This window comes from Halolamina rubra (assembly GCF_000739555.1).
GTDB lineage: Archaea > Halobacteriota > Halobacteria > Halobacteriales > Haloferacaceae > Halolamina > Halolamina rubra.
Map to the genome: position 1 here is coordinate 65,452 of NZ_BBJN01000030.1, position 14,464 is coordinate 79,915.

Annotated in this window: 13 protein-coding genes; 8 read left to right on the top strand and 5 right to left on the bottom strand. The window is 71.7% G+C overall.

Features of this window, described 5'->3' with window-relative positions; translation table 11 throughout:
* Positions 1-96: 96 nt before the first annotated feature.
* The 5 genes from ACP95_RS08600 (at position 97) to ACP95_RS08620 (ending at position 5,931) form a co-directional block, all read left to right on the top strand.
* Positions 97-2,445, top strand: coding sequence for a hypothetical protein (locus ACP95_RS08600; protein WP_049980807.1), 2,349 nt, complete (start codon positions 97-99; stop codon positions 2,443-2,445).
* Between the two features lie 55 nt (positions 2,446-2,500).
* Positions 2,501-3,709 (top strand): threonine synthase, encoded by a 1,209-nt coding sequence (locus tag ACP95_RS08605; protein WP_049980808.1) that lies wholly within the window; start codon positions 2,501-2,503, stop codon positions 3,707-3,709.
* 242 nt (positions 3,710-3,951) lie between these two features.
* Positions 3,952-5,184 (top strand): HD domain-containing protein, encoded by a 1,233-nt coding sequence (locus tag ACP95_RS08610; protein WP_049980809.1) that lies wholly within the window; start codon positions 3,952-3,954, stop codon positions 5,182-5,184.
* Between the two features lie 47 nt (positions 5,185-5,231).
* Entirely contained in the window at positions 5,232-5,702 is a 471-nt protein-coding gene (locus ACP95_RS08615) for an MOSC domain-containing protein (protein WP_049980810.1), read from the top strand.
* Between the two features lie 40 nt (positions 5,703-5,742).
* Complete coding sequence (locus ACP95_RS08620; protein ID WP_049980811.1) at positions 5,743-5,931, top strand: hypothetical protein; 189 nt, start codon at positions 5,743-5,745, stop codon at positions 5,929-5,931.
* A 13-nt stretch (positions 5,932-5,944) separates the two neighbouring features.
* Here ACP95_RS08620 and ACP95_RS08625 read toward each other — a convergent pair whose 3' ends face one another.
* Both ACP95_RS08625 and ACP95_RS08630 read right to left on the bottom strand, forming a co-directional pair.
* Complete coding sequence (locus tag ACP95_RS08625; RefSeq protein ID WP_049980812.1) at positions 5,945-6,253, bottom strand: hypothetical protein; 309 nt, start codon at positions 6,251-6,253, stop codon at positions 5,945-5,947.
* Positions 6,250-7,794 (bottom strand): acyl-CoA carboxylase subunit beta, encoded by a 1,545-nt coding sequence (locus ACP95_RS08630; protein ID WP_049980887.1) that lies wholly within the window; start codon positions 7,792-7,794, stop codon positions 6,250-6,252. The genes ACP95_RS08625 and ACP95_RS08630 overlap by 4 nt, the downstream gene beginning before the upstream one ends.
* Before the next feature lie 286 nt (positions 7,795-8,080).
* Between ACP95_RS08630 and ACP95_RS08635 the strand changes: the two genes are divergently transcribed.
* The 3 genes from ACP95_RS08635 to hemE all read left to right on the top strand — a co-directional run bounded on the left by ACP95_RS08635 (position 8,081) and on the right by hemE (position 10,948).
* Complete coding sequence (locus ACP95_RS08635; RefSeq protein WP_049980813.1) at positions 8,081-9,073, top strand: biotin--[acetyl-CoA-carboxylase] ligase; 993 nt, start codon at positions 8,081-8,083, stop codon at positions 9,071-9,073.
* A 76-nt stretch (positions 9,074-9,149) separates the two neighbouring features.
* Positions 9,150-9,854 carry a DUF2270 domain-containing protein gene (locus ACP95_RS08640; protein ID WP_049980814.1) on the top strand — a complete coding sequence of 235 codons (705 nt, stop codon included), beginning with the start codon at positions 9,150-9,152 and terminating at the stop codon, positions 9,852-9,854.
* 80 nt (positions 9,855-9,934) lie between these two features.
* Complete coding sequence (gene hemE / locus ACP95_RS08645; RefSeq protein WP_049980815.1) at positions 9,935-10,948, top strand: uroporphyrinogen decarboxylase; 1,014 nt, start codon at positions 9,935-9,937, stop codon at positions 10,946-10,948.
* Between the two features lie 15 nt (positions 10,949-10,963).
* On the opposite strand, the gene hemG is transcribed toward hemE, so the two are convergent.
* The 3 genes from hemG to ACP95_RS08660 all read right to left on the bottom strand — a co-directional run bounded on the left by hemG (position 10,964) and on the right by ACP95_RS08660 (position 14,422).
* Positions 10,964-12,292, bottom strand: a complete 1,329-nt coding sequence (gene hemG / locus ACP95_RS08650; RefSeq protein ID WP_049980816.1) for a protoporphyrinogen oxidase — start codon at positions 12,290-12,292, stop codon at positions 10,964-10,966.
* Positions 12,289-13,335: a ferrochelatase gene (gene hemH, locus ACP95_RS08655; RefSeq protein WP_049980817.1), complete on the bottom strand. Its 1,047-nt coding sequence runs from the start codon at positions 13,333-13,335 to the stop codon at positions 12,289-12,291. The genes hemG and hemH overlap by 4 nt, the downstream gene beginning before the upstream one ends.
* Before the next feature lie 73 nt (positions 13,336-13,408).
* Positions 13,409-14,422, bottom strand: a complete 1,014-nt coding sequence (locus ACP95_RS08660) for a mechanosensitive ion channel family protein (protein ID WP_049980818.1) — start codon at positions 14,420-14,422, stop codon at positions 13,409-13,411.
* Positions 14,423-14,464 lie beyond the last annotated feature (42 nt).

Below are 14,464 nucleotides of genomic sequence, written 5' to 3' on the forward strand. Positions count from 1 at the left end.
CATGACGGGCACACGGACAGGGAGCGGGTTCGTCTACCGGGCGATCGAGGCGGTTCGGGAGCTGTTCGTCGGTCGGCGGTCGAGCCCGGCGACTACGTGCCGCTGCTGGTCCGGCGGCTGTTCGACGACGTGCTGGGGTACGACGACATCGCCTACAGCCAGCGCGAGCAGTGGCGCGAGGTGACGTTCGTCGACGACGACGGGCAGCCCGCGATCGCGCTCGCGGCGGCGGCGCCCGGCGAGGACCTCCGTGCCCCCCGGCGTCGGGCGCTCGACCGCCTCGGGGAGGAGCCGGCGGCGCGCTACGCCGTCGCGACCAACCGGGACCGGCTGGCGGTGCTCGCGCGCTGTCCGGCCGGCCACGACGACGCGACCGAGCGCCGGGGCGTCGCCACCCGCGAGCTCACCGAGATCGACCTCCGGGCGACCGTCGAGCGCGCCGGCGACCGCTCGCTCGCGGAGGCGCTCACGCCCGGCCAGCAGCTCGCCGTCGCGAAGCTCACCGCGCTCCGGCGCGACGCCGTCTCGGCGGCGCCCGACGACCCGGCCGGCGCCGACGCCGACCCGACGTTCGGCGACGTCGCGGCGGCGGACGACGCCGCGGGGGAGGCGACGCCGGCGGCGCTCGGGGCGACGCTGACGGAGGTACTGTCGGAGATCCTGACGCCCGCGATCTCCGAGGCGTTCGACCAGCTCTCCCGGCGGATCCAAGAGTTCGCCGACCGCGAGGCCGAGATCGAGGCGCGGATCGAGGAGGCGAAAGCCGCGGGCGACGAGCCGGCGGTGACCGACCTCCGGGCGGACCTGTTCGAGCTCCGGGAGGCGTACGCGACCGCCCGCCGGCTCGAGGCCGGCTTCGCCCGCTGGCGCCGGGTCGTCGACGACGGCGACGAGGCCGCCGTGGCCGACCGGTTCGCGGCGGAGTCGGCCGCGGTCGCGCTCGACACGCTGTTTCTGGCCCGGGTCGCCGCCGACCGCGGACTGGCCGGCGATCTGGGCGACTACCGGGAGTTCTGGGCCGACCGGACCGAGCACGCCGAGCGCGACGCCACCGACATGGTGCGGGCGGTCCGCGAGGAGCTGGCGGGCGTGAGCCGGGGGGCGACCGACGACGGCACGTTCGCCTGGGTGTTCGAGGCCGACGTGGCCGACGCCTTCGCCGACGCCGTCGCGGCGCTGTCCGCCGTCGACGTGGGCGAGCTCGACGCCCGCGAGCTCACCGCGGCGTTCGAGCGCCACCTCGACGCCGACGCGCGGCCCGTCCGCGGGGCGACCCGGCCGTCGACGGCGGGGCTGCTGCTCGACCGCGCCGGCTACACCGCAGACGCGACGATCGACGAGCCCGAGTCGGACCTGCTCGATCCGGCCTGCGGCGACGGGAGCCTGCTGGTCGGCGCGGCCGACCGCCTGCTCGACCGCCTCGACCGGACCGACGCGACGGCCGCGGAGACGCTGTCGACCGTCCGCGACCGGCTCCACGGGCTCGACCGCCACGCCTACGCGGTCCACCTCACCGAGAGCCGGCTGCTGCTGCGGACCGTCGACACCCACGCCGACGCGGCTGCGGCCGACGACGAGTTCTCGCTCGGGCGATTCGGCGTCTACCGTGCCGACGCGCTGCGAACGGAACGGGAGGGGTACGAGGGCGCAGCGCACGGCCAGCGCGCACGCCGCCGCGAGCGGGCGGCCGAGCTCCGGTCCCGGACGGGGTTCGGCTACGTCGCCAGCGACGCGCCGACGGGGGCGATCGAGGACGCGCCCGGGGCCACGGCGGCTGACGAGGACGTGCCCGGCGGGCTCGACCGCTCCGCGCTGTTTCTCGACCGCGCCGCCGACTGGCTGGCCGCCGGCGGGCGGCTCTCGATGGCCGTCGACGGCAGTCTGCTGCGCGACGAGGCGGCCGCCGACGCGCGCTCGCGGCTCGCGCGGGCGTTCCGGCTGCGCGAACTCGTCGAGTTCGACACCGGCAGCGGCGCGAGGCCGCTGTTCGTCGCGGCCGAGCGGGACGCCGACGACGCGGCGGAGGCGTTCACGTACGCCCGGGTGACGCCGACGTTTCTCGACCTCGTCCGCGATGGGCTGGTCCGCCCGGGAACCGGCGACGCGACGACGCCCGCGGCGCTGCTCTCCCGGTCGCTGCCGGACGCCCCGGGCGACGACCCGCCGGCGATGACGACGGTGCTGGTCGAGCTCGATCTGGTCTGTGACGCCACCGTCGACGGCACGATGCCCGTCGAGGTGCGCTCGGTCGACCCAGCCGAACTCGACGCCGAGGCGTGGACGTTCGACGAGGACGCCGACGCGGGCGACGACGCTGCCGCCGACGCTGCCACCGACGCTGACGACGCCGCCGAGGGGGAGGCGGAGACGCCGACCGTCGCCACGCTCGACCAGTGGACCGAGGGCGAGATCGAGGGGCCGACGCAGCCGTCGACCGAGAAGTAGCCCCCGGCTTGCCGCATCGCACAACCCATTAGCCGTGGCGCCCACAGCCGGGGACATGGAGACGACCCAGGCGTTCGTCGGGCTGGACTGCATCGACTGCGGCGAGCGGTTCGACGCCGCGACCGCGACCCACCGCTGTCCGGACTGTGGCGGGATCCTCGATCCGGCGTACGACTACGACGCCGTCGACGTGAGCCGCGAGGCGCTCGAGAGCGAGCCGTTCGACTCGCTGTGGCGCTACGACGCGCTGCTGCCGTTCCCCCGCGAGTCGGCGGTCTCGATCGGTGAGGGCGCGACGCCGCTGGTCGACTGCCCGGCGCTCGCGGACGCGATGGGCGTCGACGCGGTGTACATCAAAGACGAGGGGCACAACCCCACCGGGACGTTCAAGGACCGCGGCCAGACCGGCGCGGTGACCGCGGCGGCCCAGCACGGCGCCGACACGATCGCGCTCAACACCGCCGGCAACGCGGGGCAGGCCGCCGCAGCGTACGCCGCCCGGGCCGACATGGACGCCCACGTCTGGCTGGCCGAGCGCGCGGGCTACACCCAGAAAGCGATGGTCGAAGTCCACGGCGGCGAGCTCCACGTCGTCGAGGGGGAGATCACCGACGCCGGCGCGGGCTACGCCGAGCGCATGGAGCGGGAGGACTGGTACTCCACCAAGACGTTCGTCACCCCCTACCGCCACGAGACGAAGAAGACGATGCTGTACGAGACCGTCGAACAGCTCGACTGGGAGGTGCCGGACGCGGTCGTCTACCCCACGGGCGGCGGCGTCGGCCTCGTCGGTATGCACAAGGGCGCCAAGGAGTTCCGCGATCTCGGTCTCGTCGACGACCTGCCGGGGATGTACGCCGCGCAGGCCGCCGGCTGTGCGCCCGTCGTGCGGGCGTGGGACGAAGGGAAGTCGGTCCACGAGGCGTGGGGCGACGAGAACATCTCGACGGTGCTCAACGGCATCGCCGTCCCCGACCCGGGCGCGAGTCCGATGATCCTCGACGCGCTCGAAGAGAGCGGCGGTGGCGCCGTCGCGGCGAGCGACGAAGAAATCCTCGACGCCGCCGTCGAGATCGCCCGGACCGAGGGCGTGGAGATGGGCGCGACCTGCGCCGCAGCGGCCGCAGGGGCGTTCGACCTCGCCGAGTCGGGCGAACTCGGGGCAGACGACACGGTGGTGCTGCTGAACACCGGCGCCGGGAACAAGGACGTGGACACGCTGCGCAGCCACCTCGGGGAGCGGGAGTTCGAGAACGGGGAGTAGGCGGGCGGACGCTTTTGTCGATTCCGAATCAAGGGATCGTGTGAGCAATATCGCTGCGTCTTGGCCGGTTCAAGGATGTGGAAGGGGACCGATGCAGCGGAAGCCGCTCGTGAGGCGTTCCCAGATGAAGGGGAGTCTCACTCCCAGTACTGAACGCTAACAGCAACCCCGTGGGGTTCCAGTAAGCTCGCATTCCGTCCTATCTACCGTCCTTTTTACCGGATGCCGCCGAACCCCGGCGTATGACGACGATCAAGGACTCCGTCCACGACCACATCGAGGTGGAGGGAGTCGCCGCCGACCTGCTGGACACCCCCGCGGTCCAGCGACTCCGCCACATCAAGCAGCTGGGGACGGTGCAGTTGGCCTACCCCTCCGCGAACCACACGCGCTTCGAGCACTCGCTCGGCGTCTACCACCTCGCCGAGCAGGCGCTCGACCAGATGGACGTCGACGGCGTCGACGCCGAGCGCGTCCGCGCGGCGGCGATGCTCCACGACGTGGGCCACGGGCCGTTCTCGCACAACATCGAGTCGCTGACCCACCGCGAGACGGGGAAGTACCACGACGACGTCGACGAACTGCTCGCAGAGGGCCAGGTCGGCGACGTGCTCCGGGCGAACGGGCTGGAGCCCTCCCGCGTCGCGGGCCTCGTCGCCGGCGAGGGGAAGTACGGCCAGTTGGTCTCGGGCGAACTCGACGTGGACCGGATGGACTACCTCGTCCGGGACGCCCACCACACTGGCGTTCCGTACGGCACGATCGACCCCGGGCGACTCGTGCGGGCGCTGCGGTTCGTCGACGGCGAGCTCGTGCTCGGGCCGGGGAACGTCCAGAGCGCCGAGTCGCTGCTGGTCGCCCGGGCGCTGATGAACCCCACCGTCTACTCCCACCACGTCGCCCGGATCAGTAAGGCGATGCTCCGGAGCGCGGCCGAGCGCCTGCTCCGGAGCGACCCCGACCTGACCGCCGAGGAGCTCCGCCGGATGGACGACCACGGGCTGCTCGTCTCGCTGCGGCTCCGTGAGGAGACCGCCGAGTTCGCCCGGCGCTACGCCGAGCGGGACCTGTACAAGCGCGCAGTCTGGGCGGAGCTGGGCGGGGTGCCGGACTGGCTGCTCGACGCCGGCCACGAGGAGCTCCGGGAGCTGGAGGCCGAGATCGCCGCCGCCTGCGACCTCGACGCCCGGGAGGTGCTCGTCGACGTGCCCGCGGAGCCGTCGATGACCGAGTCGACGAGCCGCGTGATGGTCGGCGACGAGATCCGCCGGCTGGGTCGCCAGTCGCCGCTGGTGAAGGCGCTCCGGACCGCACAGTACCAGCAGTGGCGCCTCGGCGTCTACACCGTCGAGCCGGCGACCGAGCGCGTCGGCCGCGAGGCGGTCGACCGGTTGGACCTGGACGTGGCGGGCGCGCTGGTCAGCGAGCGCCGCGGCCGGCCGGCGACGCTGGACGAGTTCGTCGGCGCGGAGTAGTCGCCGCCACCCGCGGGCTTATTGGCGGTCAGTCCCCAGCCGGGGGCATGACCGGAACCGTCGAGCACGTCCACGTCGCCGGCGAGGCGGGCGCCCCGCCCGAGCGGCGGGAGTCCGTCGACGCCGTCGTCGGGAAGGGGCTGCAGGGCGATCGTTACTTCGAGAACGAGGGGACGTTCTCGGGCGGCGACGAGGACCGCACGCGCGACGTGACGCTCATCGAGGCCGAAGCGATCGAGCAAGCCGAGGCGGAGTACGACGTGAGCTTCGCGCCCGGCGCCCACCGCCGAAACCTCACGGTCCGGGGGATCGGCCTGAACCGCCTGCTCGGCGAGCGGTTCCGCGTCGGCGACGCCGTCGTCGAGGGGGCCGAGCTCTGTGAACCCTGCACCTATCTCGAGCGGAAACTGGAGGAGAAGGGGATCCAAGAGGCGCTGGTCCACCGCGGCGGCCTGCGCTGTGAGATCGTCGAGGGCGGCGAGATCGGCGTCGGCGACGACGTGGTCGCCGGCGAGTAGCGACCGACGCGTTCAGGGGCGCGGCTCTCGGAGGGAGCGTATGAGCGAGAACGGCAGCGGCCTCGACTTCGACCGGGAGATCCGGGTCCGACTGGTTTTCGCGGTCGTCGCGGCGACCCTCGGGATCGGCGTCGCCGTGTTCACCGACGTACCGGAGTGGATCGCCTTCGCGATCGTCGTCCTGCTCGGCATCGTCGCGCCGCGGGCGTACCTCTACTTCGGCGACTGAGAACCCGACCGACTCAGAGCCGATCCGTCCGGCCCGCGGCGCTCCAGGCGTCGGTGGGCGTGCCGTCTCTGACTCTGACGGTCCGGCGCTGGAGCGACTCCACGCGGCCCGCGAACCCCCAGCGCTTCTCCTGCCAGCTCTCCTCGTCGCTCTCGGCCGCGGTGGCGGCGGCAGCCGCCTCCTGGTCCCGGATGTGCGCCGAGACGGCGGCGGCGATGGCCGCGGCCTCGGCCTCGTCGGCGTCGTCCGGCAGCGTGAGGCGGTCGGCGAGGCCGGCGGCGGCATCGCCCGTTGCCGATTCGTCGCGCTCCGCGTCGGTCATATCGGGATGTTGCCGTGTTTCTTCTGGGGCGTCTGTTCGCGCTTGCCCTGCAGCATCTCGAGGTCGGAGATGAGCCGCGAGCGCGTCTCCGGCGGCTCGATCACGTCGTCGACGTAGCCGCGGTCGGCGGCGGTGTAGGGGTTCGCGAACTCCTCGCGGTACTCCGCGATCAGCTCCTCACGGCGCGCGTCGGGGTCGTCGGCGGCTTCGAGCTCGTCGCTGTAGAGGATGTTGACCGCGCCACGGGGGCCCATCACCGCGATCTCGGCGGTCGGCCAGGCGTAGTTCACGTCGGCGCCGACGTGGCTGGAGGCCATCACGTCGTACGCGCCGCCGTAGGCCTTCCGGGTGATCGTGGTGAGCAGGGGGACCGACGCCTCGCAGTAGGCGTACAGCAGCTTCGCGCCGTGGCGGATGATCCCGTTGTGCTCCTGGTCCGTGCCGGGCATGAACCCCGGCACGTCGACGAACGTCAGCACGGGGACGTTGAACGCGTCGCAGGTGCGGATGAACCGCGCGCCCTTCTCGCTGGCCTCGATGTTCAGCGTGCCGGCGTTGACCCGGGGCTGGTTGGCGAGCACGCCCACGGAGCGGCCGTCCATCCGGGCGAACCCCGTGACGAGGTTCTTCGCGAACTCCTCGTGGACCTCGAAGAACGAGCCCTCGTCGACGACCGACTCCAGCACGTCGTGCATGTCGTAGGGCTTGCGCGGCTCGTCCGGCACCACCTGGTTGAGCGACTCGTCGGCGCGCTCGGGGTCGTCCCAGGGGTCGACCCGGGGCGGGTCCTCGACGTTGTTCTGCGGGAGGTAGGAGAGCAGGCGCGCGATGTTGTCCAGCGCCTCCTCCTCGCTCTCCTCGGCGAAGTGGGCGACGCCGGAGGTGGAGGCGTGGGTGACTGCGCCGCCGAGCTCCTCGAAGCTGACCTCCTCGCCGGTGACCGTCTCGACCACGTCGGGCCCGGTGATGAACATGTGACTGGTGTCTTTCACCATGAACGTGAAGTCGGTCATCGCCGGTGAGTACACCGCGCCGCCGGCGCAGGGGCCCATGATCGCCGACACCTGCGGGACGACGCCGGACGCCTCCTGGTTGCGGCGGAAGATCTCCGCGAACCCGCCGAGGGCGTCGACGCCCTCCTGGATCCGCGCGCCCGCGGAGTCGTTGAGGCCGACGACTGGCGCGCCGACCTGCATCGCCTTGTCCATCACCTTCGTCACCTTCTCGGCGAACACCTCGCCGAGCGAGCCGCCGAACACGGTGAAGTCGTGGGCGAACACGAACACCTTCCGGCCGTTGACCTCGCCGTAGCCCGTGACGACGCCGTCGCCGTACTGCTGCTTCTCCTCCATCCCGAACTTGTGGTTGCGGTGGGTCCGGAACTGGTCGAACTCCGTGAACGTGCCGTCGTCGAGGAAGTAGTTGATCCGCTCGCGGGCGGTCATCTTCCCCTTCTCGTGCTGGCGCTCGATGCGCTCCTCGCCCCCGCCCTTCAGGGCTTCCTCGCGGCGCTCTCGGAGTTCCTCGATGCGGTCCTCCATCGTCACTGTGGACCACCTGCAGTCATTGTCGGCAACGTCGCCCAGGTGTCGCAAAAGGATTCCGAACATGCGAGGGAGGTAAACGCGACCGAAGGGAGCGGTAAACTCCCTCGGTAACGCGAGCGGGGAACGGAGTGACCCGCGAGCGTGCGGTGCGACACCGGAAAAACGCCGACTGAAAGGAGCCGGTAAACTCCCGCGGAAAAGCGAGCAGTGACCGACCGAGACCGAGTACGTCGCCTGTCGAACCACGACCGATTTACCCCCGCCGCTCCCACCACGAGCCATGACCGACACGCGCCGCGCGCTGCTCGACGCGCTCGCCGACGGCCCCGTCGCCGGCCCGGAACTCGCGGACCGCCTCGGCGTCTCCCGCGCCGCGGTCTGGAAGCAGGTCGAGGCGCTCCGCGAGGCGGGGCTCGGCATCGAGAGCGTCGACGACGGCTACCGCGTGACCGACGTGCCGGAGTTCGGCGGCGCCGCGATCGAGTTCGGCCTCGACGCCGCCTTCGACGTGGAGTTCCACGACAGCATCGGCTCGACGAACGAGCGCGCCCGCGAACTCGCCGCCGAGGGCCGCGCGGACGTGGCGATCGTCGCCGACGAGCAGACCGCCGGCCGCGGGCGACTGGACCGCGGCTGGACCGGCCCCGCGGGCGGGATCTACACCTCGCTGCTGCTCCGCCCGGACGCGCCGCCGGCGCACGCGCCCGTCTACACGCTCGCGGCCGCGGTTGCGGTCACGAGGGCCGCGCGGGAGGCCGGCGTCGACGCCTCGATCAAGTGGCCCAACGACGTTCTCGTGACCAGAGCGAACGAGAGCCAGTCGGACTCGTCCGACGACGTGCTGGTCGGCGACTCGGGCGAACGCGGCGGGCGAAAGCTCTGCGGGATCCTCACCGAGATGGAGGGCGAGGCCGACCGCGTCGCGTGGCTGATCGTCGGCGTCGGCGTGAACGCGAACGTGGGCGCCGACGCGCTCCCGGAGGGCGCCACGTCGCTCCAGATCGAGCGCGGCGAGCCGGTCGACCGCCGCGCGTTCACCCAGCGCCTGCTGGAGACGTATGACGAGCTCCGCAGCGACCCCGACTCGATCCTCGACGCCTGGCGCGAGCACGCGGCGACGCTCGGCCAGCGCGTGCGGGTCGACACGCCCGGCGGCGAGATCGTCGGCGCGGCCGTCGACGTCGAGTTCCCCGGCGCGCTCGTCGTCGAGACCGACGACGGCGAGCGCGAGCGCGTGACGGCGGGCGACTGCGAGCACCTGCGGCCGGTGTGAGGTGGGTCGGCCGGCCCCGCCGCTCCGCGTGGGGTGGTGTCACACGCTTATACAGTCGGGGGGTGTACTCACGCGGGTGACCGACATCCCGCCCGATTTCGACCCGGAGTCCCCCGAGGAGCGCGAGATCGCCGGCGAGGCGGCCACCGATCGGTCCGACTTCCTCTCGCTCATGGGCCACACCTACCGGGGTGAGCTCGCCCGGATGACCTCCTGGCGGACGCGGATCGACCGGACGACCAACTGGGCCGTCGTCGTGACGGCGACGCTGCTGACCTGGGCGTTCTCCGCCGATTCGCGGCCCCACTACATCCTGCTCATCGGGATGGCGATGGTGATGATCTTCCTGTGGATCGAGGTCCGGCGCTACCGCGTGTACGACATCTGGCGCTCGCGGGTCCGGCTGCTGGAGGAGAACGTGTTCGCGAACGCGCTCGACCCGGAGGGCGCCGTCCAGTCGAACTGGCGCCAGCTGCTGAGCGAGGACTTCCGCGAGCCGACGATCAAGATCTCGGCGGTCGAGGCCACCTCTCGCCGCCTTCGTCGGGTGTACTTCCCGCTGATCTCCGTGCTGGTCGGCGCGTGGGTCGTCCGGCTGACCGTGTTCGGGAGCCTCACGAGCGTCGTCGCCGCCGCCGGCGTGGGCGCGATCCCGGGCGAGGCGGTGCTGTTGGGCGTCGGCGTGTTCTACGGCGCCGTCCTGTTGCTCGCGTTCTACCCGAGCGGCCGGCAGGCGAAAGGCGAACTCCAGTCCGAGCCCGGCGCCGAGCAGTGGAAGTAGTCGCCCCGTCGGTCACGCGATCGCTCGATGGTCCCGCATCGAACGGAAACGCACTAACCCCGACCCGCCCAACCCCCGCTATGACCGATCCGCTTCTCGTGCGTGCCGCCCGCGGCGAGCGCACCGAGCGCCCGCCCGTCTGGCTGATGCGGCAAGCCGGCCGGCACCTGCCCGAGTACCGCGAACTCCGCGAGCAGTACTCCTTCCGCGAGGCGATCGAGACCCCCGCGGTCGCCGAGGAGATCACGCTCCAGCCGTACGAGCGCTACGGCGTCGACGGCGTGGTGATGTTCTCGGACATCCTCACCTGCCTCGAGCCGCTCGGCTTCGACTACCACATCGAGTCCGGCGTCGGCCCCGTCATCGAGAACCCGGTCGAGGGGCCGGACGACGTGGCCCGTCGCCGCGGCGACGTGCGCGAGGAGCTGGGGTTCGTCGCCGACCTGCTCGACCGCTTGAGCGAGAGCGTCGCCGACGAGGACGCCGTGCTGGGCTTTGCCGGCGGCCCGTTCACCCTGGCGTCGTACGTCGTCGCCGGCGGCCCGGACCGCGGGCGGAAGGAGGTCCGGAAGTTCCGCGCCCGCCACCCCGAGGCGTTCCTGGAGCTGATGGAGCGCTTCGCCGACGTGGTCGCCGAGTACCTCGAGATGCAGGCCGACCACGGCGCCGACGCGGTGCAGCTGTTCGACACCTACGCGGGCGTGCTGCCGCCTTCCGACTACGAGGAGTACGTGCTTCCGCTGCACCGGGAGATACTCGAGCGCGTCGACCTGCCGACGGTGGAGTTCGTCCGGAACATGGGCGGCCGTCTCGACAGCCTCGACGCCACCGGCGCCGACGTGGTCGCGCTCGACTGGACGGTCGACATGGCGACCGCCCGCGCCGAACTCGGCGAGCGCCCCGTGCAGGGGAACCTCGACCCGACGCTGCTGTACGCCGACCCCGAGACGGTCCGCGAGCGGACCGCGGAGATCATCGAGGCCGCGGGGCCGGAAGGGCACATCCTCAACCTCGGGCACGGCGTCAACCGCGACACACCGATCGAGGGCGTCGAGGCGTTCGTCGAGACCGCGCAGAACTGGGAGTGGGACTGAACGGAATCGAGCGGGCTACTCGCCCAGCGCGTTCGAGAGCTCCCCGGCGAGCCGTCGCGCTTCGCGCACCCGGGAGGGGAGCCCCATCCGCCCGGTGTAGTTGGTCGCGAGCGTGATCCCCTCGGGCAGGTCGACGCGCTCGCAGGCCGCCCAGGAGTCGTCCCACGCGGGGAACGCCCGCGGCATCCGTTCGACGTGTAGCACCTCGGCGTCGACGCCCATCACGCGCTCGAACTCCTCGGCGGCGGTCCCGCCCAGCGTCTCGTCGTCGCGCTCGATCGCTTCGGGGTCGTGCATCCCGCCGAGGAACGCGGTGTACACGCCGTCGCGGTCGAACAGGCTCGTGTTCCACGTCACGCCCAGCGTGCGCATCGGCTCGGTCCGGCGCACCTGGTAGCCGAACCCGTCGGCGCGGACCGCGCTCTCCAGGTGGACCAGCACCAGCGGGTTGTAGTTGAACTCCCGGAGCGCCGCGGCGCTCTCGGCGTCGACGCCCTCGACGAGGTCTGCGGTCTCGGCGGCGGGCGTCGTCACCACGACGTGGTCGACGCGACGGGTGTCGTCGTCGGTGTGAACGAGCCACTCGGCGTCCGACCCGGCCCCGGCGCGCTCGATCGCCGTCACCGGTGTCTCGCGGTGGAGCCGGTCGGCGTACGCCTCGGCCAGCGCCTCCGGCAGGCGCTGGAGCCCCGACTCGAAGCTCGCCGCCGGCGGCGTCTCCTCGTTCGAGAACACCAGCCGGGAGAGCGCCGCCCGCAGCAGGCTCCCCTTCCGGCTCTCGAGCCCCATCATAGGCTCCAGTGCGTGTCTCGCCGGCATCTCGGCGGGGTCGGAGCCGTACGTGCCGCCGAACAGCGGCGCGATCAGGTTCGTGTACGTCTCCGCGCCGAACTTGCGGACGAACGCGTCCTGTGCGGTCTCCTCGGGGTCGATCGGGTCGGTCAGCGGCTCGGCCAGCAGGCGCAGTTTGGCCCGCGTCGACAGCAGGTCCGTGCGGCGGAACGCCGACAGCGACCGCGGCACCTCCCTGAGCTTCCCGTCGGCGTAGACGAACAGCGGCAGATCGTCGTCGACCGTGATCAGCTCGTCGGCGATGTCGAGATCGGTCACCATCGCCCGGATCGCGTCGGTCAGTCGCAGGCGCTGGGGGCCGACCTCGAGCAGCTTCCCGTCGACATCGCGGCTCTGGACGACGCCACCGACTTCGTCAGTCGCCTCGAAGGCGACGGCGTCGACGCCGCGCTCGTCGAGGGCGTGCAGCGTCGAGAGCCCGGTGATCCCGCCGCCGACGATCGCGACGCTGGGGTCGTCGGCGCCGCCGGCCGCGTCCTCGTCGTCGCTCATTCGTTGCGACGGGCGTTCAGACACATCGCGTTCGGCTCCGGCCGGCATTTACACTGCTGGAGGCCGTACAGGTCCGGGTCGAAGTCGGCGATGAACGGCTCGGTGAGGTCGGCGAGCAGGCCGACGAACCGCTCGTCGTCGTAGGGGACGGGCACCCGAGTGAACCCAAGCCCCCGCTCCTCGGCCTCCTCGCGGAGGTCCTCGTCGAGCTCGCCGAGCGTCTCGCTCTGCTCGTGCATGAAGCTCGTGGGGTCGACGACGACGCGCTCGGCGTCGATCTCCTCGACCACGTCCTCCACGTCGGGCTGGGTCCACTCCACGTCGCGGTTGGCGTGGTTCTGGTAGCCCAGCTCGTAGTCGGGGTAGCCGAGCATCCCCGCCACCATCTCGCAGTACTCCTCGACGTACTGGACGTAGCGGCTCCCCTCGTCGAGGTAGTAGGTGGGGGTGCCATGGGCCGAGAAGATCAGCCGGGTGTCCTCGTCGAGCTCGAGCCCCTCGCGGTCCAGCGTCTGCCGGATGTTGTCCGCGCGGAGCCGGGCGTAGGCGGAGTGGGTGTGGTACCCCGTGATCTCGGTGTACGGGACGTCCCAGTCGAGCTCGTCGACGGCCTCGGAGAGCTTCTCCAGCGCCTGCACCGTCGTCGAGGGGCCACACAGCGGGTAGACGGGGAGGCCGATCAGCCGGTCGACGCCGTCGGCGTGGGCGGCCTCGGCGGCGTCGCCGATGAACGGCTCCATGAACTGGTAGCCGACGTACGTCTCCACGTCGTAGCCGCGGTCGCGGAGCTCGGTCTCGACGAGCTCGGCCTGGCGCCGCGCGTGGGCGTTCAGCGGCGAGCCGCCGATCTCGCCGTACTCCTCCATCAGCCCGGGCGCGCGGCGTTCCGCCAGCGTGCTGGCGCGCTCGTGGGCCGCCGCCTCGGTGGTCTCGCCCTCGATGTCCATGTTCGCGAAGAAGATGCGTTCGAGGTACTCCTCGACGACGTCCCGGTCGGCCGTGGCCGGCTCCCCGAAGTTGAGCACCGCGATCCCTGTGGTCATGCCTAGGACTCGGGGCCGGCGAGGCAGAAAGGTAACGGTACAGGCGCGCGCCCGCGTGACCCCCGCGACCAGATCAGGGCCCGTTCTCGGCGTCCTCCTCCGGGGCGGCCTCGCCGCGGACCGCGGCGGAGTCGACGGCCGCCCGCTCGGCGGCCTCCCGGGTCGCGACCCGGGCCTCGCCGCTCGTGTCGTCGAACACCAGGTGGCGGTGCGGGTAGGCGATCTCCACGTCGACGTCCTGCTCCTCCAGCCGCTCCCAGATCGCCGTCTGGACGCGCGAGCGAGCGGTCAGCAGCTTGTACGGCCGGTCGACCCAGTAGCGGAGCGTCAGGATCACGCCGTCGTCGTGGAACTCGTCGATGTAGCAGGTCGGCCGCGCGGGGTAGCGCGCCGAGCCGATCCGGATGTCGGGTCCGCCCTCGATCACCTCGTCGACCTTGCTCGCCGCGCTCTCGATCAGCGATCGGGCGGTCGCCACGTCGCTCTCGTACGTCACCTCGACGGAGAGCGACAGCCGGATCCGTTCGTCCTCCGCCGAGAAGTTCGTCACTTTGTCCTCCCTGATCACGTCGTTGGGAATCACGAGGAACGTGTTCTCGAGCGTGAAGATCTTCGTGTACCGGATCGTGATGTCGTCGATGAACCCGCGGGTGCCGTCGGAGAGTTCGACCATGTCGCCGATCTCGTACGGCTCGTCGGCCAGCAGGAACAGCCCGTTGACCATCGACCCCACGAGCGGCGCCAGCACGATCCCGATCACCGCCGAGAACACCGTCACCGAGAGCACGATGTTGCCGAGTTCGAGGCCGACCAGCCCCGCGCCGACGAGGAAGAAGAACAGCGAGACGAGCGCCCGAATCAGCCGGAGGATCTGCTGGGCGACGCTCTGGCGCCGGAACCGCTTGGCGACCTGGCGGCCGACGAGCCGCACGACGTACCGCGACAGCCCGTAGCCGAAGGCGGTGAACAGCACCAGGATCAGGAAGCTCACGGCTGGGGAGCTCCCCCAGTTGGGGAACAGCGGCGCCAGCCTGTCGACGAGCGAACCGAGGAAGCGGATCGGGCCGGGGAGCTGACCGACGTTCACGGCCCCACATCCCACCGCCCCGGAAAAAGCGTTGCCGTCGGG